Source organism: Clostridium sp. AF32-7AC, from assembly GCF_003477925.1.
GTDB classification, from domain to species: domain Bacteria; phylum Bacillota; class Clostridia; order Lachnospirales; family Lachnospiraceae; genus Otoolea; species Otoolea fessa.
This window is the reverse complement of sequence record NZ_QUEG01000009.1, coordinates 56558-77951: the sequence shown is the minus strand read 5'-3', so window position 1 is coordinate 77951 and position 21394 is coordinate 56558. Positions and strand designations below refer to the sequence as shown.

Sequence of the window (21394 nt, the reverse complement as noted above, 5' to 3'; positions counted from 1 at the left end):
GATACGGATGAAAAGCGCTCTGCCATTTGAGGGGAGAATAGAAGCGCTTCCAGATGGGAAATAGCTGGAGGCGCATTTGATACAGAAGAATAGGAGGGGTATCTGTGAGTGTTACAGACATTTTAGTGGACTTTGCGATCGCATCGTTTTTTATCGCGGTTGGTCAGCTTTTACGTGCAAAAGTGCCGTTGGTACAGAAATTTTTCATTCCGCCAAGCATGATTGCCGGATTTATCGCGCTGGCACTCGGGGCGCAGGGACTGGGAATCCTGCCGTTTTCTGAAAATATTGGTTCTTATGCAAGTGTTCTGATTATCCTGATTTTCGCAGGTGTCGGAATTAATGGATTTTCTTTCAACAAGAAAGATTTTAAAGCGGAAATTGACCGGATTGGTTCTTATTTTTCCTATAAAGTGTTGGCACAGGCGATTCAGTTCTCACTGGCACCGTTGTTTAGTATTTTAGTAATTTCGAAATTATTCCCGAACATTAACTATGGCTTCGGTCTGCTGCTGGCAGCTGGTTTCTCCGGCGGACACGGAACGGCAGCGGCTGTTGGTACCGCGTTTGAGAGACTGGGTGATCTGGATGCAATGGATATCGCGATGACCTGTGCAACTGTTGGTATTTTATCGGGTATCTTTGGCGGTCTGTTCTTCATCAAGCTGGGAACGAAAAAGGGCTGGACCAAATATATGAAAGGCTTCAATCAGATCTCCGATGATCTGCGCTGTGGTCTGGTGCCCAAAAATGAGCGCAAGTCGATGGGCGAGGAAACTATTTCATCCAACGTCCTGGATCCGCTGGCATGGCATCTGGCAGTGATGCTGATCGCATCCGGTATCGGTGTGGGACTCAGCAAGGGAATCTATGCAGCGATCGGTCTGGATCTGCCGAATTACCTGATGGCATTTTTGACCGCGATCGTGATGTTCCTCGTTTTCCGAAAAGTCGGCGTCGGTGATTATATTGATGAAAATGTAGTGGGACGTATCTCCGGTACTGCGACGGATTATCTGGTGTTTTTCGGAATCGCTTCCATCAAACTGGCAGTTATCGTTAAATATGCAGCTCCGCTGGCACTTCTTCTGCTCTGCGGTATTGTAATCGTAGTGGCAACCCTGATGTTCTTTGGTCCGGCGATGAACCGCGGCAGCTGGTTTGAGCGCGCGATCTTCGTATTTGGCTATTCAACGGGCGTTTTTGCGATCGGCTTCATCCTTCTTCGAATCGTTGATCCGGAAAACCGCTCCAAGACGCTGAACGATACTGCATTTGCAGCGCCGTTTACAACTCCGGCAGAGATGTTTGCGTGGTCGATGGGACCGATGATGCTCTTAAATGGCAGCCATTGGAAGTTTATCGGCATCTATTTGGTAATCATGGCAGCATGCATCATCGCAAATATCGTATTTAAATGGTGGTGGCTGAAACTTCCGCTGGATCGCCCAGGTGTGGAGGAGATCGGATAAACTTGTCTTTGCCTGTTTCCTCTGATACACTTGGAACAGGTGTAAACATAACACCGTTGTCAGGCCGGATGAACGCAGATTCAAGTCGAACGTCCGTGAGACTTGGCGCGTGATTCCGGTCAGCGGTGTTTCAGACAGGGGAGAAATGCATGGAGTTTTTAAGACAGTTATTTCATGGAAAAGGATATATTGACGGAATCACGATCATCAACCTGGATGGCGAGATTCTGTTTTCAGCAAAGTTAAATAGTAAATTTTCAAACCGGAAAGAGAGAGAAGCTTACCAGGCGCTGGTGGGACAAAATTTTTTCGATGTATTTGAAAACCTGAACGCTAAGAACAGCAGCATGATCCGAGCGATGGAGGTCGGACTGCCGGTTTACGTGGAAAATCAACTGCTTCAGACCAAGGGGCAGGAGGGCATCCATATCAGCTCTCTTTCGATTCCGATCAAGAGCGGGCGCGCCGTGGTGGGCGCGATCGATCTGTCGATGGAGGAGATGACAGACGGCGAGGAAGAGCCGGAGAGTGTGGAACTGACTTCGGAACAGATCCCGGTCGGCGGCGCTGGAAAGCTGAAAAAACACAGCGGCGCATCTTTTACGATGGAAGATATCATCGCAGTGGATGAAAAAATGAAAAATGCCAGAGACTATATACCGGTGGTGGCGGCGTGCGATCTGCCGGTTATGATCTATGGGGAAACGGGAACCGGAAAAGAGGTGTTTGCACAGTCGATCCACAATGCCAGTGAACGGAGGGATAAACCGTTTATCGCGCAGAACTGTGCGGCGTTGCCGGATACCTTGCTCGAAAGTATCTTATTTGGAACGTCCAAGGGCGCGTTTACCGGGGCAATGGAAAATAAGGGACTCTTTGAGCTGGCGGACGGCGGAACACTGTTTCTCGACGAGATCAATTCGATGCCTCTGTTTTTGCAGTCAAAGCTTCTGCGGGTTCTGCAGGACGGCAGTTTCCGCAGCCTGGGCGGCAGTGAGACGAAACGCACGAATGTGAAGATCATTGCGGCGACCAATGTGGAACCGCTTGAGGCGATCGAGAAAGGACAGCTTCGGCGCGATATTTATTATCGTCTGAGCATGATGTCGATCCGGATTCCGCCGCTGCGGGAACGGAAGGCGGATATTGGACATTTTGTCAAGTTTTATGTAAACAAACACAATGGCACGTTCCACAAGCAGGTTCAGTATGTGTCAAAGGATCTGCTAAAAAAACTGGAAGAATATGACTGGCCAGGCAATGTCCGGGAGCTGGAACACGTGATCGTTTACGGCATGAGCATGGTGGATGAGACGAGCGCCCTGCTCCAGTATAAAGACATCAAGGGAAAGCTTCTGCTGGAAAAGCAGGCGGACAGGAAAAAGACGCCGGAAAGCCTGGAAGAAGTTCCAAAACTCTGCTCGTCGCTTCGTGAGGCGGTGGCTGCCTATGAGGAAAAACTGATTTGGCAGGCGTTGGAGGCGGCGCACGGAAATATATCTGAGGCAGCGCGGATTCTGGATGTGCCGAGGCAGACGCTGCAGAGAAAGGCGAGCCAGCTGCGGGGCGAAAAGGCGAAGGAAAAACAGGAAAAAGAAATCTGAGCGATGGAGGATAGATACGGAAAATTGAGGACGATGCGGGAAGCAGAACCAGCAGAATCAGCCCGGAAAGGATGGAACGCTCAGACAGAATAACAGGAGGAAATGCAGAAATGGAGAAATACATTGGAAAATATTCTGTAAAAGATTTTTTATATCTGATTCTGGGCGCATTTATCTACAGTATCGGCACGCACAGCTTTATTGAGACGGCGGATATTGCGCCGGGCGGTGCGGTCGGCGTGGCACTGATGTTAAACCATGTGACGAACCTGCCGGTCGGACGGCTGACACTGATGGTCAATGTGCCGCTTTTAATATTGGCGTGGTTTCATTTGAGCCGTGCCTTTGCGCTGCGGACGGCGTTTGCGTGCGGAATCTGTTCGGTGGTGCTTGACTACGTGATCGCCCCGGTCTTTCCGGTTTATATGGGCGACCAGCTTATGGGAAGTCTCTACGGCGGCATTCTGGTCGGCGTCGGCATGGCGTTCATCTTTCTGTCCGGTTCGACGACGGGCGGCAGCGATGTGGTCGGCTACCTGCTCCAGAAGAAATATCCGCATGTCTCGATCGGGCGCGCCCTGATGATGATCGATGGAATCATCCTCTCCACCTCGATCTTCGTCTTTGGAAATGTCGATGCGGCACTGTTCGGACTGATTTCCCTGTACGCGCAGACGAAGGTCATCGACATGATCATCTACGGAAATGATGCCGGAAGCGAGGCGTCGATCGTGACGAAATACCCGCAGAAAATCGCAGAACGTGTCATTAAGGAAATTGACCGTACGGTAACGCTGCTTCCGGGCAAGGGCGGCTACAGCGGCGAGGACACGACGGTGGTTTTATGTACCGTCCGCAAAACGGAGTTCAATCGTTTAAAACGCATTATTGCGGAGACGGATGAGAATGCGTTTGTGATTGTGAAGGAAACCTCGGGCATTTTTGGACTTGGGTTTAAGGATGTAGCGGAGGCACAGCAGTAGGAGCCGGGATTGGAATTAGAAAATAGCGGGATATGCCGCGAACAAGGCGAATATAGATATTATAAGAATGCATCAGGAGCGGTGCACTTGAACGAATGGTTTGAAACACACCCGTTTCTAAAACAAATGCGAAGGCGGCTGTCAGTGGAATTGGCAGTCTGCCTTCTTTTATTTTGCGGCGTCTTTCTGGCGGCACGGTATGCGGGGCTGGCATCAGCGGGGGCGGACGCTGTGCTTGGAAAGAAAAAGCCGGTTGTTTTCTTGGACGCCGGGCATGGGGATTTTGATCCGGGAAAGGTGAGTGTGGACGGAAGCCTGGAAAAGGACATCAATCTGGCAATCGCGAAGCGCCTGAAATGGTATCTGGAGCAGTCGGATGTGGAGGTCGTGATGAGCCGGGAGGATGACCGGGGACTTTACGATACGTCAGCCGGAAGCCGGAAAATGTCCGACATGAAAAACCGCTGCGCCCGCGTCGAGGAATCCGGCGCGGATTTGGTCGTCAGCATCCACCAGAACAGCTACCACCAGGAGGACGTATCCGGTGCGCAGGTATTTTATTACCGGAAGTCAGAGAAGGGGAAACGGCTGGCGGAAATACTGCAGAAGCGCTTCGACTATGCGCTGGGAGACCAGAACCGCAGAAAAGCCAAACCGAATGACAGCTATTATCTCCTGCTCCACGTCAAATGTCCGATTGTCATCGTCGAGTGCGGATTTTTGTCTAACTGGAAAGAGGCGGCACTGCTGAAAACAGAAGAATATCAGGACCGCGTGGCGTATACGCTGCATATGGGGATTATGGAGTATCTGAATGGGCGCTGAAACCTTGAACTGGCGAGGAATCTTGTGTATACTAGGAGTACTTAGCGAGGTATTTTCGAGCTTAGTACGAGTCATGCCGCGCATACTAGGAGTACTTAGCGAGGTGTTTTCGAGCTTAGTACGGAAGATAGATTTATTCATTGTAAGATAGTAGAAAGAAGAATCAATATGCAAAACGAAACCAAAAAAGAACTTCACACCCAGATGTGGAAGATAGAAAATCCAAAGGACTTTACGGCGCATGACCGGGAGGTGCTTGAGAAGGCGGCAGCGATCATCCGCGCGGGCGGTCTGGTGGCATTTCCGACGGAAACGGTGTACGGATTGGGGGCGAATGCGCTGGATGAGGCGGCAGCGAAGAAGATTTATGCGGCGAAGGGACGCCCGTCTGACAACCCGCTGATCGCGCATGTGTCCTGTCTGGAGGAGATCGCGCCGCTGGTATCGAATATGCCGGAAAATGGCAAAAAGCTTGCAAAGGCATACTGGCCGGGACCGATGACGATGGTATTTCCTAAGAGCGCGATCGTGCCGTATGGAACGACCGGCGGGCTTGACACGGTGGCAATCCGGATGCCGTCTGATCCGATCGCGGCAGAGTTAATCCGTCTGTCCGGCGTGCCGATCGCGGCTCCGAGTGCGAATACATCGGGACGCCCAAGCCCGACGCGTGCGGATCACGTGCTTCAGGATATGGACGGAAAGATCGATGCGATCATCGACGGCGGTCCGGTTGGAATTGGTCTGGAATCGACGATCGTGGATGTTACGGAGGAAATGCCGATGGTTTTAAGGCCGGGTGCGATTACCGTGGAGATGCTGCGTGAAACGGTCGGGGAAGTCGGCATTGATCCGGCGATTTTAGGACCAGTCAGCGCGGACGTGCGCCCGAAAGCACCGGGAATGAAATACCGCCATTATGCACCGAAAGCCGATCTGACACTGGTCGAGGGCGAGACGGAGGCAGTTGTGGAGACGATCAACCGCCTGGCAGGCGAAAAGCTGGCAGAAGGGCGCAAGGTTGGAATTATCTGCACGGACGAGACGAAAGACCGTTACCCGGCGGGGATGCTGGAAAGCATCGGTGCGCGGGCGCGTCAGGAGACTGTTGCACACAACCTGTATGCGGTTCTGCGCGATTTCGACGATCGTGGCGCGGAATATATCTTTTCGGAAGGATTTTCGGAAGACAATTTAGGACGGGCGATTATGAACCGGCTCAATAAGGCGGCTGGCTATCATATTTTGAAGGTGTGAGACGATGCGGTACTTATTGGCGGCGATTAATGCCAAATATATACATTCAAATCTGGGAATTTACAGCCTGAGACGGTATGCGATGGAGCGGCTGGGGCTGGGACAGAAGGATGAGCAGGGTGCGGCTGTTGGAATGGAAATGGTTTCGGAGGCAGCAGAAGGCGCGAATCGAACGAAAACCGTGTCGGAAATCCAGATCGATTTCGGCGAGTACACCATCAACCACCAGATGGCTCAGATTCTGCAGGATATTTACCGGAGAAAACCGGATGTGGTGGGATTTTCCTGTTATATCTGGAATATCGTTTACGTAAAGGAACTGATCCACGATTTGAAAAAGGTTCTTCCGCAGGTCCGCATCTGGATGGGAGGTCCGGAGGCTTCGTATGACGCGGTTCACCTGATGGATGAGCTGCCGGAGGTCGAGCTGATCATGCAGGGCGAAGGCGAGGAGACCTTTACGCGGTTGGTGGAGGCGTGTGAGTGCGGGACGGAGGTTTGTTTTTCAGAGCTCCCAGGCATTGTCCTACGCCGTTCGGATGGCACCATCGAGGTCCATCGCCCGGCGCCGCTCATGAATCTGGACGACATTCCATTTTCCTACGGAGATTTAAGCGGGCTGGAACACCGCATTATCTACTATGAGAGCAGCCGTGGATGTCCATTTTCCTGTAGTTACTGTCTGTCTTCGATTGATAAAAAAGTGCGGTTCCGCAGCCTTTCGCTGGTAACCAGGGAGTTGCAGTTTTTTCTTGACCGGAAGGTGCCGCAGGTAAAGTTCGTAGACCGGACGTTTAACTGCAAAAAGAGTCATTCGATGGCAATCTGGCAGTATTTGCTGGAACACGATAATGGAATTACCAACTTCCATTTTGAAATTTCATCGGATCTTCTGGATGATGACGAGCTGGCGCTGATGAAACAGATGCGTCCGGGACTGATTCAGCTGGAAATCGGCGTGCAGACGACGAACCCGGTGGTTGTGAAGGAGATCCGGAGGACGATGGATCTGGACAAGGTGGCGCGCCGTGTGGCGCAGGTCAACACCTTTGGCAACATCCATCAGCATCTCGACCTGATTGCGGGGCTTCCGTATGAGGATATCGAGAGCTTTCATCGTTCCTTCAACGATGTATACAAAATGGAGCCGGAACAGCTTCAGCTTGGCTTTCTGAAGGTGCTGAAAGGTTCCTATATGGAAGAAATGAAGCAGAAATACGGTCTGCTCAGCCAGAGCAAGCCGCCGTATGAGGTGCTTAGAACCAACTGGCTTTCCTATGAAGAGGTGATCCGTCTCAAGGGTGTGGAAGAGATGGTCGAGGTCTATTACAACAGCGGGCAGTTCCGCCGCACGATGAAATGCCTGTCGCAGGAATGGGGCGATGCGTTTGAGCTGTATGATCGCCTGGCGGCATTTTATGAGGATGAAGGATTGAATGGCGTGAGCCATAACCGGCTGGCGCGGTATGAGATTTTATACAGGTTCATTCAGAAATGGAGGAAGCAGGCAGAAATTTTTTCTATCAATGAGACATCTTATCAGGACCTTTTAATGTATGACCTCTACCTCCGCGAAAACGTCAAGAGCCGCCCATCCTTTGCCCCGGATCCGTCGGAGTGGAAGAACGAGACGAAGCAGTTTTTCATACGAGAGGCGAAGGAACGCCGCTATTTAAAGGGCTACGAGACATACGATTCCAGACAGATGGCGAAAATGGCACATTTAGAGCGGATGGAAGACGGAAGGTTTGTGTTGTTTGATTACAAAAACCGGGACGTTCTGTTTGGCAATGCGGCGGCATTTTCCATTTCCCAGAATGAGATACAGTGAGGAATGGGATTTTCCAGAGAAAGACAGGAAAAAGAAATTGCGGATGGCGGCAGTCTGAACATCTGCGAACGAGAAGAAATGTAGGACAGCCATATTTTAAATTAGATGGATAGTAAACTGTTCAGTAGGTCTGTGCATTTACTGCGCGTGACTGTGAAGGTACTGAACAGTTACGATGGATAAATAAAATGGAAAAAACAGACAATTCTTATATAGCGATTGACCTGGAGACAACAGGGTTAAATCCCAAAACCGAGCGGATCATCGAGATTGGCGCGGCGCGGGTGGAAGATGGAATCGTGGTGCAGACGTATTCGACGTTTGTCAACCCGGAGCGGGAACTGGATGCGCGCATCCGGGAGCTGACGGGAATCTGTGACGATGATTTGAAGGATGCGCCGGTGCTGGATACAGTTTTGCCGGAACTTCTGGCATTCTGCGGGGAGCTGCCGCTTCTGGGGCATCATGTTATCTTTGATTTCAGCTTTCTCAAGCGGGCGGCGGTCAACCGGAAGTATACATTTGAGCATGCGGGGCTTGATACCTTGAAAATCTGCCGCCATTTTATGCCAGAGGAGGAAAAAAAGAATCTGGCAGCCGCGTGCCGGTATTTTGCGGTGGATTCGGGCGAGAGCCATCGGGCGCTTTCGGATGCGATGGCGGCGCACCATCTGTATCAGGAGCTTAAAAACAGGTATTTTCTGGAAGTGCCGGAGGTGTTTGCACCGCAGCCTTTGATTTACAAGGTAAAACGCGAACAGCCCGCGTCAAAAAAGCAAAAAGAAGTCTTGCGGGAATTACTAAAATATCATAGAATAAATTTATCTGCGCAGATTGATTCGCTTTCGAAAAATGAGATTTCGAGACTTACGGATCAGATTATCGCGCAGCATGGCAGAATGCAGAAGAGGTGAGAGATATGTTTAAATTTTCAAATCAGAAAACACGCCAGATCGTATCAGCGGTTGTTATTATAATCGTAGTAGTAGCGATGGTAGCGGGAACCATTTTGGCAGGTCTTATGATGTAAAGGTTCGGTAGATGATGAAAAAAAGAAATTGGATGGCAGGCGTATGCGGTGCGGCAGTGATGGGACTGCTTATAGCCGGTACGGGCACCGCGTCAGCGGGGACGATTCCCACGGGTTTTCAGGTCGGTGGGTTTGATCTTTCCGGGATGACACGGGAAGAGGCGGATCAGACGATTGAGAAATCCATCGGGGAGATGGAAAATCAGACCATTTCGATCCGGGTAGAAGGTCATGAGGTTCAGACGACGGCGGCGGAGCTGGGATTTTCCTGGGTCAACCAGAACGAGATTGATGAGGAAGTGGAGAAACTTTCCGGCGGAAATCTTCTGCGCCGGTATCTGAATCAGAAGGAATTAGAGCAGTCCGGCGTGGATCTGCAGATTGAGACAGCGGTCGATGAAGCGAAGGTTGCCGAGTTTGTGCAGACCCGGTGCGCGGAATTTACGACAGCGCCGCAGGACGCTGTGATCACGCATGAAAATGGAGTCTTTCAGGTCAGCCAGTCTTCGGCGGGACAGGAAGTGGACATAGATGCGACGACAAAAGCACTGAATGAGGCGCTCGCGGGCGGTCTTTCGGAACCGGTTTCGGTGGATGCAACAGTCAAAAATACAGAGCCGACCCGCACGACAGAGGCATTATCTACGATTCAGGATGCACTTGGAACATTCAGTACCGGATTCAACCCGGGAAATGTGTCGCGTTCCAAGAATCTGCGGAACGGTGCGGCGAAGATCAACGGCACGGTTCTGATGCCGGGAGAAGAATTTTCGGCTTATACATGGCTCACCCCATTTACGGTGGAAAATGGCTATGCATCGGCAGGTTCCTATGCGAACGGTCAGGTAGTCGATACGGTCGGCGGTGGCGCCTGCCAGATCTGCACGACGCTCTACAATGCAGCGCTTCTGGCGGAGATGGATATCACCCAGCGCCAGAATCATTCGATGATTGTTACTTACGTTCCGGCATCGCAGGATTCGGCGATCGCGGGTACTTATAAGGATCTGAAATTTAAAAATCCATACGATACCCCGATCTATATGGAAGGGGCAGTGAACGGCGGGACTATTTCATTTACGATATATGGAAAAGAGACACGGCCGGCAAACCGGACCATCAAATACGTTTCGGAGACACTGTCGAAGAAGGATCCGGGCGAGCCGATCACAAAGGTGGACGCATCTTTGAAGCCGGGTGCGAGGGTGAAGGAACAGTCGGCGCACTATGGGCTGCAGTCACGGCTCTGGAAATACGTCTACGTGGACGGCGTGGAGACGGAGAAAACCTTGCTGCAGACGGATACCTATATGGCATCGAAGGCAATCTACCGTGTAGGTCCGGCCGTTGCAGCTGCGGCACCGGCGGTTCCGGCTGGACCGCAGCCTGAGACACCGCAGCCTGAGACGCCACAGCCGGAAAATCCGGTTCCGGCACCGACGGAAGCACCGGCAGCACAGGAGCCGACCCCGGCACAGCCGCAGGGACCAGCCGGTCCGGCGCAGGAAGCAGCGCCGCCGATGGAGTGATAGCTTATATCGGATCATATATAGTGATGGTATGAGAGCAGAGATTTGTGGTAACATGGCGTGGTAAACGCAGAAAATTACTGTACTTGAATGTGAAGCTGGGAAAGGAATCAGAATGAACATAAAAGATGAAATTTTCGAGGCATACGGGGAGATGAAAGCCGAGCAGGATCTTCTGGCGGTCGGTTACACCGCGCTTCTTGGTACCTCGATGGCGGCAAAAAGCGGCGAGGCGGCGCTTTTGAACCGATTTTCTGCACGGTATGTGAGAGAATGCCAGAATCTCTATGAGAAATGGAATCCGTCTCCGCTTCTGGAGGCATTTGCTGCACATAAAGAGCGGAAAGTGCTGACCCGTCTCGGCGCATCTGCGTGGTATCCGGCGGGCGGGGGCGGCGTCATGGCAGCGCTGTGGCATTTTTTTGATGGATTCGGACTCGGATTTGAGATGGATCTTAGGAAACTTCCGATCCGCCAGGAGACGGTGGAGGTCTGCGAGGTATTTGACCTCAATCCATACCGTTTACAGTCCCAGGGCTGCATTCTGCTGACGGCGTCTAGCGGTCCGAAACTGCTAAAGAATCTGGAGAGAGAGGGCATTCCGGCGGCGCTCATCGGTCGGACGCGCACAGCGATCGGACGCGAGATTTACAGCGGCGAAGTACATAGCTTTCTTGACCGGCCAAAACCGGATGAGATAGATAAAATGAAAGACTTACCAAAATCCCATTAACAGGAGGTAGTAAAGTGAGAGAGAGAATTTTAGCGGTCATTGAAAAAAACAGCCGCATCAGCGTCAAAGAGCTGGCGGATTTACTCGGGGAAAATGAAGCTGCGGTCGCAGCGGAGATCGCCGAAATGGAAAATGAACATATCATCTGCGGTTACCATACCCTGATTAACTGGGATAATACAGATGAGGAGAAGGTCATTGCACTGATCGAAGTAAAGGTAACGCCGCAGCGCGAGATGGGCTTTGACAAGATTGCCGAGAGAATCTATCAGTACAGCGAGGTGACCTCGGTATACCTGATGTCCGGCGGCTATGATTTTACCGTTATGATCGAGGCGAAAACCATGCGTGCAGTTGCACAGTTCGTGGCAGAAAAGCTTTCCACGATCGATTCTGTGCTGAGTACCGCGACCCATTTTATTCTTAAAAAATACAAAGACCATGGTACCGTTCTCTGCGACGGTCCTCAGGATGAAAGGATGTTGATTGTTCCGTGAGAAACCCATTATCAGATACGATTGTAAATATTCCGCCGTCCGGAATCCGGAAGTTTTTTGACGTTGTCAGCGAGATGAAGGGCGCGATCTCCCTGGGCGTGGGCGAACCGGATTTTGATACACCGTGGCATATCCGCGAGGAGGGCATTTATTCGCTGGAAAAAGGACGTACCTTCTATACGTCGAACTCTGGTTTAAAGGAACTGCGCCAGGAGATCTGCCATTATCTGAAACGTCGTCAGCGTCTTGAGTATGATCCGAATACAGAAGTGATGGTAACGGTCGGCGGCAGCGAGGCGATTGATATCGCCCTGCGCGCGATGCTCAATCCGGGCGATGAGGTTCTGATTCCGCAGCCGAGTTACGTTTCCTATGTGCCGTGTACGGTGCTGGCGGGCGGTACGCCGGTCATTATCGAGCTGGAGGAGAAGGATGAGTTCCGTCTGACGCCGGAGAAGCTGCTGGAGAAAATCACACCGAAAACAAAGGTGCTGATTCTTCCATTCCCGAACAATCCAACGGGCGCGATCATGAACCGCACCGATCTGGAGGCGATCGCGAAGGTGATTGAGGAGAAGGATCTGTTTGTGCTGAGTGATGAAATTTATTCCGAGCTGACCTACAGTGGCAAGCACGTTTCCATCGCGGAGATTTCCGGGATGCGTGACCGCACGGTGTTGATCAACGGATTTTCCAAGGCATATGCGATGACCGGGTGGCGTCTCGGCTATGCGGCGGCTCCAGCGCTTATCTTAAAACAGATGCTGAAAATCCATCAGTTTGCGATTATGTGTGCGCCGACCACCAGCCAGTATGCAGCGGTTGACGCCCTGCGGAATGGCGATGAGGACATTGCCCGCATGAAGAAAGCCTACGATGAGCGCCGCCGCTATCTTTTGAGAGAGTTCCGGGCGCTTGGCATGGACTGTTTCGAGCCGTATGGAGCATTTTATATGTTCCCGTGCATCAAACGGTTTGGCATGACCTCGGATGAATTCGCAAACCGCCTGTTACAGGAAGAGAAGCTGGCGCTTGTGCCGGGCACCGCGTTTGGAAACTGCGGCGAGGGCTATCTGCGTGTTTCCTATGCGTATTCGCTGGAGGATCTGCAGAAGGCGATCGAGCGCATCAAGCGGTTTGTGGCACGGCTGGATGGAGAGAAGAAATGTTAAATATTGTACTCTATGAACCGGAGATGCCGATGAATACAGGAAATATAGGACGAAGCTGCGTGGCAACGAACACGCGGCTTCATCTGATCGAGCCTCTCGGTTTTAAATTGAATGATAAAATGGTAAAAAGAGCGGGTCTTGATTACTGGCCGCATCTGGACGTGACAGTTTACAGCGATTTTAAAGATTTTCTGGAGAAGAATCCGGGCGCGCGCCCGTATATGGCGACCACGAAGACGACGCAGGTGTATACGGACGTTCACTACGATCCGGACTGCTATATCATGTTCGGACCGGAAAGCCGCGGCATCCCGGAAGAACTCCTGATCGAAGACCCGGAGCGCTGCGTCCGCATCCCGATGTGGGGTGAGATGCGCTCTCTGAATCTGTCAAACTCGGTGGCGATCATTCTGTATGAGGCGCTGCGGCAGAATGGGTTTGAGAAGATGAATACGGAGGGGCATCTGCATCACCTCCAGTGGAAATAAGGTGGATTCTGTCCCACACGTGCGTCATCAACGTCTCAGATGAAACAGGAATTAGTGGCACCAAGTCCCACAGGCACTGATATTTCCGTCGCATTCGGCGTCGGAGTCAGTGCCATTTTTATTGTTGTCCGGCAGGTGGACGCCGCAGGATGGTCCGTTATTTCCGCTCCGGTCAAAGTGAAGCATTCCGTTTAAGAAGTCTTCGACGCGGTCTTTAGGAGCGCCTTTGGCGCCGCCGAGAACCTGGATGCTGGTTTCGCGCAGGGCGATCATCATCGGGATCGGAAGGGCGTCGCAGAGGAGAACGGCAGTATTTTCTTTTTTCAGAAACTCGACCAGCGCGCCGGGATCGTTTGCATAGGTCTGTTTCACGGTTTTGGTGGAAATAATCTCATCATCAACTACATCAAAAATTAAAAATTCTTTCACCTGAGCCAGGTGGGAGCAGATTTCTCCGTTTTCATAAGGGACTGCAATTTTCATGAGTGACCTCCTTTTTTAGAGATAGTATAGCGCTTAGAATTGAAAAATCAATATAAATGTATATGCTATTTATGAAAAAATATATAATAGACATATATGGAGGTGGCTTGTATGGATGGAGTAAATATTGAGAAGAATGAAAAGAAGGATGCGTTATTGATAGCAATCGAAGAAGGAAGAACGATTGTAAAAGATCCAAATGCACCGAGATATTCCAGTATGGAAGACTTAAAAGCGGCATTGGAAGTATAATATCTTTGATAGAAAAAGAGAGCCAGCAGAATGCACTTCTGTTGACTCTTTTTTACAATTATGATTTGAAGCAGCAAGCCCCTTAATCCGACTTAACTTCTTTCCACAAACTATTATAAAGCTCGTCCGCTTCATCCCCAAGATACCGGTAAACCTCGCAGTTTTTCAGCTGCTTCGCATCTGGGAAGACGGCTTTGTTGTTCTGGATTTCTTCGTCCAGCATTTCCTTGGCTGCCTTGTTTGGCGTCGCGTAGGTAATGTACTCAAAGTTTTTGACTGCGACATCCGGGCGGCAGAGGAAATTGATCCATTTTTCTGCGTTTTCCTTATTTTTCGCATTTTTCGGAACTACCCAGGAATCGAGCCAGACGTTGGTTCCCTCTTCCGGGATCACGTATTCCAGGGAGAATGGGAGGTTCTGTGCGGCTACCTCATCCTGGATGTACATGATCTCGCCGGAGTAGATGACGCCGATGGCTGCCTCGCCGCCGATCATCTTGTCACGCACCTGATCGATGACGTAAGCCTGTATGAGCGGTTTCTGGTCAATCAGATCCTGCTTTGCCTGCTGGAGTTCGGTTTCATCGGTCGAGTTGGCAGAGAAGCCGTCTTTTTTGAGCGCTACCATGAAGGCATCGCGGACGCTGTCCTGCATCAGGATCTCGCCTTTATAAGCCGGATTCCAGAGATCGGACCATTTGGTCGGAACCGGAAGTCCTTTTTCTTCGATGAGCTTCGTATTATAAAGAATACCGACGGTTCCCCAGGTGTATGGCACGGAATATTTGTTTTCCGGGTCGAACTGCTTGGACATTTCCATGTACTGCGGGTCAATGTTTTTGACATTTGGAATGTTGTCAAAGTTGAGTTCGGCAAGCAGGTCATTTTCTTTCATTTTCTGAATCATGTAGTCGGATGGGCAGACTACATCGTAGTTGACGCCGCCGGCTTCGATGACCGGATACATTTCTTCCAGTGTCTCAAATACGTCGTAGGTAACCTTGATTCCGGTTTCCTGTTCAAATTCCTCAATCAGGTCCGGATCAATATATTCGCCTGCATTGTAGACGTACAGTTCGTTTGAATGAGTCGTGGTGTAGCGGCTGTAGGTGCTGACACCAACGACAAGCAGAATCAGCGTGCAGGCAAGTCCCAGAACGCCGTTCTTGATCTGGTTGTTGCGTTTGCGGCGCTTGATGGTCTCTGTGTCAATCACAGTCGCATTGCCGGTGGATTTTTTCTCCGGGGCAAAGTTGGTGATCACCAGAAGCACCAGGACTGCCACGAAAATCAGCGTGGACAGGGCGTACATCGTCGGCTGGATGCCTCGGCGCACCTGGCTGTAGATCAGGGTGGATAAGGTATCCATACCGGCACCTCTTGTAAAGTGCGTAATGATAAAATCATCGAGGGACATCGTAAATGCCATCAAAAAGCCGGAGAGGATACCCGGGACGATGTCCGGAAATACGACCTTGAAGAAAGCATATAGCGGGCTGGCACCGAGATCCAGAGCGGCTTCGTAGGTGTACCGGTTCGTCTGCTTGAGTTTCGGCATGACACTTAATATCACATATGGAATGTTAAATGTGATATGCGCGATCAGCACGGTTTTAAATCCGAGAGAGATACCGAACGCGATAAATGCAAGCATCAGGGAGATACCGGTTACGATATCGGAGTTCAGCATCGGGATGTTGTTGATTCCCATGACGATGGTGCGCGGAATTCGTTTCATGCTGTTGATGCCGATGGCGGCGATCGTGCCGATGACGGTCGCTATCAGAGCCGACGCAAACGCGATGAGCAGCGTATTGTTTAAGGCATTCATGATGGCGGAATCCTGGAACATCTGCGTATACCAGCGGGTGGTAAAACCGCCCCAGACGGTTCTCGATTTTGTGTTGTTAAAGGACAAAACGATCATGGTCACGATCGGGATGTATAAAAAGAGCAGGATGAGCGCCAGGTAAAAGTCCTGGAAAAACTGTTTTAAGCGGTTATGTTTCATCAGAACGCATTGCCCTCCCCTTCTTTATCGTATTTGGCGATAAGCGCCATACTCAGTAAAATGAAAATCATCAGAACCAGCGAGAGACCGGAACCTAAGTGCCAGTTGCTTCCCTTGGTGAACTCCTGCTCGATGACATTTCCGATGAGCAGGATCTTACTGCCGCCTAAGAGACTGGAAATAACGAAGGTTGTCAGCGCCGGGACAAATACCATGGTAATGCCGCTGATGATGCCCGGGATGCTGAGCGGAATCCAGATGTGAATGAGTGTCTGGAAATTGTTTGCACCCAGGTCTTTGGCGGCGTTGATGGTATTGTCGTCGATCTTTGCCAGCACATTATAAATCGGGAGAATCATGAAAGGCAGGAAGTTGTATACCATGCCCAGAATGATCGCCCACGGGGTATTGATGATGGCAATATTTGGCAGATGGAGAAAGGAAAGAATGCCGTTGATAACGCCATTTTTCTCCAGGAGCGTCTGCCACGCGAGGGTGCGGAGCAGGAAATTCATCCACATCGGAAGGATGAAGACGAATACCATAAAGCTGCCTGCCCCAATGCCGCGGCGGCGCAGCACCAAAGCCAGCGGATAGGACAAAAGCAGGCAGATGGCGGTCGCAGCCAGAGACAGACCCAGGGATAAGAGCAGCGCCTTCATATGCTCCGGTGTCGTGATGGAACAGACATTTGCCAGTGTAAATGCCCCGCTTTTGGTTGTCAGACCGTAGTATACGATCAGCAGGAGCGGGATGATGGTAAAACCAATCATCCAGAGAATATAAGGACCGGCGAAGAGCCGTTTCACGTTTGATTTCATGCTAAGTCCGACTCCTTTCTATTCATTGACGCCCACAGCTTCCTCGTCCTCTGACGCCGGCTTGTTCATGATCTGGATGTCAAACGGGTCTACATGGATGCCGACCTTCTCGCCGACCGGGAACATATCCGTGCTGTGAACCAGCCATTCATAGCCGTCCGGTGTGGTGACTTCCATCTCATAGTGGACGCCCTTGAAAATCAGGTGGGTGACAATGCCCTGCAGCGTGCCTTCCTCCGGTTTTACGAGGTCGATGTCCTCCGGGCGGATGACAACGTCTACCGGTTGGATTGTTCCGAATCCCTTATCGACGCAGGCAAATTTCGCACCGAAGATTTCAACCAGCTCGTCGTGGATCATCAGACCGTCCACAATGTTGCTCTCGCCGATGAAGTCGGCAACGAATGCGTTTTCCGGCTCGTTGTAGATCTGTTCCGGGGAACCCATCTGCTGGATATAACCCTGGTTCATGACAACGATGGTATCGGACATCGTCAATGCCTCTTCCTGATCGTGGGTAACATAGATAAAAGTGATGCCTAACTCATTTTTCAGACGGATCAGCTCATACTGCATGTCCTGTCGCAGTTTTAAATCTAGGGCACCAAGCGGCTCATCGAGAAGCAGGACCTTTGGCTCGTTGACAATCGCACGCGCAATGGCGATACGCTGCTGCTGACCGCCGCTCAAAGAGTCAATGCTGCGATGCTCAAAGCCGTTTAGGTTTACAAGCTTTAAAGCGTACTTAATTTTGTCATCAATATATGCTTTTGATTTATTCTTAATTTTTAGCCCAAATGCGATATTATCTGCGATGCTCATATGCGGAAACAGTGCGTATTTCTGGAATACGGTGTTTAGCTGGCGCTTGTTTGGCGGAAGTTTGGTGATGTCTTCGCCGCCGAAAATTACTTTTCCTGTATTTGGGGATTCAAATCCGCCGATGATGCGGAGCGTGGTCGTCTTGCCGCAGCCGCTGGGACCTAAGAGCGTTACAAAGGAATTTTCCTTTACTGAAAGGCTCAAGTCATCCAGGACCAGGGTGTCGTCAAAGCGTTTCGAGATATGCTGTAAATCGATTAATGGCTGGCTCATGCGTTTCCTCCGTAAATAGTAAAATAATGTGTAGTATTAGAAACTTGGCGGCGAGCTGACCCAGAGGATCGTCGCGCCGGAGCGGCTTTCAAGGTAATGCGTCTTGTCGCTCGTATAGTAAAAAGATTCGCCCTTTTTGGCTTTGTACGTCCGGTTCCCCAGATGAATCAGGATGCTGCCGGAAAGAACATAGCCAAATTCCTCACCCTCATGTGGGCTGTCCGGATAGGTGGAGCCGCCGGCACCGAGTGTCAGGCGGATTGGTTCCATCGTGTTCTTCTGGGCGTTCGGGATGATCCACTGAATCTCATTTTTTAGTTCCGGATCTTCCTTGATAAAATAGTCGTTTTTTTCAAATACAATCTGCTCTTCCGGAGCCTCGTTGAAAAACTCCCCTATGGTTGTGCCGAGACACTGGAGAATATCCATCAAAGTAGCGATGGACGGGGAGGTCAGATCGCGCTCTACCTGGGAGATAAATCCCTTCGAAAGCTCTGCGCGGTCAGCCAGCTCTTCCTGCGTCAGACCCTTTAAAATTCGCAGTTCCTTTAATTTTCCTCCTATACTCAACAGAGGGAACCTCCTTTCCTGGTTTCATAGGAAATTGCGTCCTATGAAACAAAAAACGCTCCGCGAGGATGCGCACTTGCGCGAAGCAGAAACATGTCGCAAGCGACCGCGCGAGACGCCCGAATGTGCCAGGGCACATCCTTTTTTATAAAAACCGGGTGGGAAAACCATCCGTCCGGCGTTTTTTAGAAACATACAAAAGTAAGATGAAAGTTTAGAAATTCTAAAATGAATGTAAAATTAATCTTTTTGTTTAGAAATAATAAACTTGCTTCCGAGTATCTATTATACAGAATGTGGGGAAGGTGTCAAGGAAAAAAACGGGAAAATCCGGGGGCTCTCAAATTGTGTGAAAAAAGGGTGCAAAAATGGCGGTATGATGATAAAATAGGGGCAGATAATTTGATAGAAACCGTTATAACGGTTCTGGGGGATCAAAGGAGGAACATTTCATGCAGGATAAGTATATGGCATATGTGGGTTCTTACTCATACAACGGTCAGGCAAAGGGAATTACCGTGTATGATGTGGATGTAAAAAAGGGAAAATTTATCTACCGGTGCGAGGTGGAAGTGGACAACTCTTCCTATTTAACTGTTTCACATGACGGGCGGATGCTCTATTCCATCGCGGACGAGGGCGTTGTGGCGTTCCGGATTCTGGAAAACGGCGCACTCAGCCGTGTGAACAGCGCAAATATCAAGGCGATGCGCGGCTGCCATATTGCGACCGATGCGGAGGACAAGTTTATCTTCGTATCCGGCTATCATGACGGCAAGGAGACGGTGGTCCGCCTGAAACCGGACGGTTCTATCGGGGAAGTGACCGACGGCGTTTATCACAAGGGACTTGGAAGCGTGGCAGAGCGTACGTTCCGCCCGCATGTGAGCTGTGCGGAGCGCACGCCGGATGGCAGATTCCTGCTGGTAGCCGATCTGGGAATTGACCAGGTCAAGATTTACAGGTTTGATGGCGAGAAGGGAACCCTTTCATTGGTGGACGCGATCCGCTGTGATTTGGAATCTGGTCCGAGACATTTCATGTTCAGCAAGGATGGAAAATTCTTATATTTGATGTATGAAATCAAAAATGTGATTGATGTATACACGTATGAAACGGGCGATCGTGTGCCGAAGATCGAGAAGATCCAGACGATTCCATCGACCGCACCGGAGCGCACCAGCCAGCTGACTGCAGCGTGCACGATCCGGATGTCCGAGGACGAGACACATCTGTTCTGCAGCAATGCGGGCGATAATTCAGTCAGTGTCTACGAGCGCGATGCACAGACGGGGCTGTTGAAGCTGCTCTGCTGTCTGCCGATCAGTGGAGATTACCCGAAGGATATCGCGATTTTCCCGGATGGAAACCATCTGGCGTCGATCAACCACGGCAGTAACAGCATTTCTTTCTTCCAGGTGGAATATAAGGAGAAACTGCTGGTGATGAGCGGACGCAGTATTTCGGTGAATGAGCCGAACTGCTGTGTGATTACAAAGGTACCTACGAGAGGAAAGAAAGCAGACTAAATGGCAGAAGGAGTTAATAGCGAGAATGGCAGGGTCAACATACGGAAAAATACTGACAATGACAACGTGGGGCGAATCCCACGGAGCAGGCGTGGGCGTGGTCGTAGATGGCTGTCCGGCGGGGCTTGCGCTTTGTGAGGAAGACGTTCAGCGTTATCTGGACCGCCGCAAACCGGGGCAGAGCCGTTTTACGACGAAGCGCAGCGAGAGCGATACGGTGGAGATCCTGTCAGGCGTTTTTGAAGGGCGGACGACGGGCACGCCGATCTCGATGCTGGTGCGGAACCAGGATCAGCATTCGAAGGATTACAGTGAGATCGCCAGTTATTACCGTCCCGGACATGCAGATTATACCTTCGATGAAAAATACGGTTTCCGGGATTACCGGGGCGGCGGACGTTCTTCGGGACGCGAGACGATCGGACGAGTGGCAGCAGGCGCTATCGCGGCAAAGCTGCTGGAATCCTTGAACATCCGGGTAAAAGCATACACGAAAGCGATCGGACCGGTGGAAGTGGCGCCGGATCGGTTTGATCTGGCAGAATGTGAAAAGAATAAGCTGTATATGCCGGATGCTGCCGCAGCCGCAGAGGCAGAGCAGTATCTGGAAAGGAGGATGGCGGAGAAAGATTCTGCTGGCGGTATCGTGGAATGCGTGATTGCCGGTCTTCCGGCAGGGCTTGGTGAACCGGTTTTTGATAAATTTAATGCGAATCTGGCAAAGGCAATCTGCTCGATCGGTGCCGTTAAAGGCTTCGAGATCGGAGAGGGTTTCCATGCGGCGCAGATGGCAGGAAGCGAGAACAACGACGCATTTGTCATGGAGGCGGATGGAAGCGTTGGCAAGGCGACGAACCATGCAGGCGGCATTTTAGGCGGTATGACGGATGGAAGCGAAGTTGTGTTCCGTGCGGCATTTAAACCGACCCCGTCGATTGCCGCAGAGCAGAGAACCGTCAATAAGAGCGGCGAGGAGATCGGCATCAGCATCAAGGGACGCCATGATCCGATCATTGTGCCGAGAGCGGTTGTCGTGGTTGAGACGATGGCGGCATTTGCGGCGGCGGATATGCTGCTGGGCGGCATGACGGCGAGGCTGGATCGGATTCAGGAGTTTTACCGGAAGTAAGGGAATGTAAATAAAAATTTTGGAAAAGCTGCGGCGGGCTCAGCCTGTTTGGTCCGCGGCTTTTTCTGGCATTAAATCAGGAG

Annotated in this window: 20 protein-coding genes; 15 read left to right on the top strand and 5 right to left on the bottom strand. The window is 51.0% G+C overall.

Translation table 11 applies throughout. The annotated features are described in order from the left end of the window. Positions 1-104 precede the first annotated feature (104 nt). The 12 genes from DWZ45_RS12160 to trmL all read left to right on the top strand — a co-directional run bounded on the left by DWZ45_RS12160 (position 105) and on the right by trmL (position 13421). Positions 105-1472 (top strand): sodium/glutamate symporter, encoded by a 1368-nt coding sequence (locus DWZ45_RS12160; RefSeq protein WP_022358860.1) that lies wholly within the window; start codon positions 105-107, stop codon positions 1470-1472. Positions 1473-1621: 149 nt separating this feature from the next. Next, positions 1622-3076: a sigma 54-interacting transcriptional regulator gene (locus DWZ45_RS12155; protein ID WP_118293786.1), complete on the top strand. Its 1455-nt coding sequence runs from the start codon at positions 1622-1624 to the stop codon at positions 3074-3076. Positions 3077-3186: 110 nt separating this feature from the next. Further along, a complete protein-coding gene (locus DWZ45_RS12150) occupies positions 3187-4059 on the top strand; it encodes a YitT family protein (RefSeq protein WP_118469328.1) in 873 nt (290 codons plus the stop codon). Positions 4060-4146: 87 nt separating this feature from the next. Then, a complete protein-coding gene (locus DWZ45_RS12145; protein ID WP_333489847.1) occupies positions 4147-4884 on the top strand; it encodes an N-acetylmuramoyl-L-alanine amidase in 738 nt (245 codons plus the stop codon). Between the two features lie 204 nt (positions 4885-5088). Beyond that, the gene (locus DWZ45_RS12140) at positions 5089-6141 is read left to right on the top strand and encodes an L-threonylcarbamoyladenylate synthase (protein WP_181357271.1); all 1053 of its coding nucleotides are present in this window, start codon (positions 5089-5091) and stop codon (positions 6139-6141) included. Between the two features lie 4 nt (positions 6142-6145). Then, complete coding sequence (locus DWZ45_RS12135; RefSeq protein WP_118469326.1) at positions 6146-7972, top strand: B12-binding domain-containing radical SAM protein; 1827 nt, start codon at positions 6146-6148, stop codon at positions 7970-7972. A gap of 188 nt (positions 7973-8160) precedes the next feature. Beyond that, positions 8161-8886, top strand: coding sequence for a 3'-5' exonuclease (locus tag DWZ45_RS12130; RefSeq protein ID WP_118469324.1), 726 nt, complete (start codon positions 8161-8163; stop codon positions 8884-8886). A 127-nt stretch (positions 8887-9013) separates the two neighbouring features. Further along, on the top strand, positions 9014-10531 hold the full coding sequence (locus DWZ45_RS12125) for a VanW family protein (RefSeq protein ID WP_243015255.1): 1518 nt from the start codon (positions 9014-9016) through the stop codon (positions 10529-10531). Positions 10532-10646: 115 nt separating this feature from the next. After that, positions 10647-11264 carry an AIR synthase-related protein gene (locus tag DWZ45_RS12120; protein ID WP_243015256.1) on the top strand — a complete coding sequence of 206 codons (618 nt, stop codon included), beginning with the start codon at positions 10647-10649 and terminating at the stop codon, positions 11262-11264. A gap of 14 nt (positions 11265-11278) precedes the next feature. Further along, a complete protein-coding gene (locus DWZ45_RS12115; RefSeq protein WP_022358850.1) occupies positions 11279-11761 on the top strand; it encodes an Lrp/AsnC family transcriptional regulator in 483 nt (160 codons plus the stop codon). Then, positions 11758-12933 (top strand): aminotransferase class I/II-fold pyridoxal phosphate-dependent enzyme, encoded by a 1176-nt coding sequence (locus DWZ45_RS12110; RefSeq protein ID WP_107001830.1) that lies wholly within the window; start codon positions 11758-11760, stop codon positions 12931-12933. The genes DWZ45_RS12115 and DWZ45_RS12110 overlap by 4 nt, the downstream gene beginning before the upstream one ends. After that, complete coding sequence (gene trmL, locus DWZ45_RS12105; RefSeq protein WP_107001831.1) at positions 12927-13421, top strand: tRNA (uridine(34)/cytosine(34)/5-carboxymethylaminomethyluridine(34)-2'-O)-methyltransferase TrmL; 495 nt, start codon at positions 12927-12929, stop codon at positions 13419-13421. Before DWZ45_RS12110 ends, trmL begins: the two co-directional genes overlap by 7 nt. 51 nt (positions 13422-13472) lie before the next feature. On the opposite strand, the gene DWZ45_RS12100 is transcribed toward trmL, so the two are convergent. Further along, the gene (locus tag DWZ45_RS12100) at positions 13473-13904 is read right to left on the bottom strand and encodes a NifB/NifX family molybdenum-iron cluster-binding protein (protein WP_118469322.1); all 432 of its coding nucleotides are present in this window, start codon (positions 13902-13904) and stop codon (positions 13473-13475) included. A 111-nt stretch (positions 13905-14015) separates the two neighbouring features. Here DWZ45_RS12100 and DWZ45_RS14560 point away from each other — a divergent pair, with 111 nt between their 5' ends. Further along, on the top strand, positions 14016-14156 hold the full coding sequence (locus tag DWZ45_RS14560) for a hypothetical protein (RefSeq protein ID WP_182426675.1): 141 nt from the start codon (positions 14016-14018) through the stop codon (positions 14154-14156). Between the two features lie 82 nt (positions 14157-14238). Here the strand turns inward: DWZ45_RS14560 and DWZ45_RS12090 are convergent, their stop codons facing one another. Genes DWZ45_RS12090 through DWZ45_RS12075 form a run of 4 tightly spaced genes read right to left on the bottom strand, consistent with a single transcriptional unit; the run spans position 14239 to position 18653 of the window. After that, positions 14239-16167 carry an extracellular solute-binding protein gene (locus DWZ45_RS12090; RefSeq protein ID WP_107001833.1) on the bottom strand — a complete coding sequence of 643 codons (1929 nt, stop codon included), beginning with the start codon at positions 16165-16167 and terminating at the stop codon, positions 14239-14241. After that, positions 16167-16988, bottom strand: coding sequence for an ABC transporter permease (locus DWZ45_RS12085; protein WP_022358845.1), 822 nt, complete (start codon positions 16986-16988; stop codon positions 16167-16169). The genes DWZ45_RS12090 and DWZ45_RS12085 overlap by 1 nt, the downstream gene beginning before the upstream one ends. 18 nt (positions 16989-17006) lie before the next feature. Continuing rightward, a complete protein-coding gene (gene potA / locus DWZ45_RS12080) occupies positions 17007-18083 on the bottom strand; it encodes a spermidine/putrescine ABC transporter ATP-binding protein (RefSeq protein WP_118469320.1) in 1077 nt (358 codons plus the stop codon). A 36-nt stretch (positions 18084-18119) separates the two neighbouring features. After that, entirely contained in the window at positions 18120-18653 is a 534-nt protein-coding gene (locus DWZ45_RS12075; protein WP_022358843.1) for a helix-turn-helix domain-containing protein, read from the bottom strand. Positions 18654-19105: 452 nt separating this feature from the next. Between DWZ45_RS12075 and DWZ45_RS12070 the strand changes: the two genes are divergently transcribed. Then, positions 19106-20182 (top strand): lactonase family protein, encoded by a 1077-nt coding sequence (locus DWZ45_RS12070; protein WP_107001837.1) that lies wholly within the window; start codon positions 19106-19108, stop codon positions 20180-20182. 25 nt (positions 20183-20207) lie between these two features. Continuing rightward, a complete protein-coding gene (gene aroC, locus DWZ45_RS12065; RefSeq protein WP_118469318.1) occupies positions 20208-21311 on the top strand; it encodes a chorismate synthase in 1104 nt (367 codons plus the stop codon). The last annotated feature ends 83 nt before the right edge of the window (positions 21312-21394 follow it).

What these genes read in the sequence shown, in the direction of transcription:
- DWZ45_RS12155 (WP_118293786.1), top strand. Translation starts at nt 1,622, where the DNA reads ATGGAGTTTTTAAGACAGTTATTTCATGGAAAAGGATATATTGACGGA.
- DWZ45_RS12085 (WP_022358845.1), bottom strand. Translation starts at nt 16,988, where the DNA reads ATGAAATCAAACGTGAAACGGCTCTTCGCCGGTCCTTATATTCTCTGG.
- DWZ45_RS14560 (WP_182426675.1), top strand. Translation starts at nt 14,016, where the DNA reads ATGGATGGAGTAAATATTGAGAAGAATGAAAAGAAGGATGCGTTATTG.
- DWZ45_RS12120 (WP_243015256.1), top strand. Translation starts at nt 10,647, where the DNA reads ATGAACATAAAAGATGAAATTTTCGAGGCATACGGGGAGATGAAAGCC.
- aroC (WP_118469318.1), top strand. Translation starts at nt 20,208, where the DNA reads ATGGCAGGGTCAACATACGGAAAAATACTGACAATGACAACGTGGGGC.
- DWZ45_RS12150 (WP_118469328.1), top strand. Translation starts at nt 3,187, where the DNA reads ATGGAGAAATACATTGGAAAATATTCTGTAAAAGATTTTTTATATCTG.
- trmL (WP_107001831.1), top strand. Translation starts at nt 12,927, where the DNA reads ATGTTAAATATTGTACTCTATGAACCGGAGATGCCGATGAATACAGGA.
- DWZ45_RS12135 (WP_118469326.1), top strand. Translation starts at nt 6,146, where the DNA reads ATGCGGTACTTATTGGCGGCGATTAATGCCAAATATATACATTCAAAT.
- DWZ45_RS12125 (WP_243015255.1), top strand. Translation starts at nt 9,014, where the DNA reads ATGATGAAAAAAAGAAATTGGATGGCAGGCGTATGCGGTGCGGCAGTG.
- DWZ45_RS12140 (WP_181357271.1), top strand. Translation starts at nt 5,089, where the DNA reads ATGTGGAAGATAGAAAATCCAAAGGACTTTACGGCGCATGACCGGGAG.
- potA (WP_118469320.1), bottom strand. Translation starts at nt 18,083, where the DNA reads ATGAGCCAGCCATTAATCGATTTACAGCATATCTCGAAACGCTTTGAC.
- DWZ45_RS12070 (WP_107001837.1), top strand. Translation starts at nt 19,106, where the DNA reads ATGCAGGATAAGTATATGGCATATGTGGGTTCTTACTCATACAACGGT.
- DWZ45_RS12090 (WP_107001833.1), bottom strand. Translation starts at nt 16,167, where the DNA reads ATGAAACATAACCGCTTAAAACAGTTTTTCCAGGACTTTTACCTGGCG.
- DWZ45_RS12100 (WP_118469322.1), bottom strand. Translation starts at nt 13,904, where the DNA reads ATGAAAATTGCAGTCCCTTATGAAAACGGAGAAATCTGCTCCCACCTG.
- DWZ45_RS12130 (WP_118469324.1), top strand. Translation starts at nt 8,161, where the DNA reads ATGGAAAAAACAGACAATTCTTATATAGCGATTGACCTGGAGACAACA.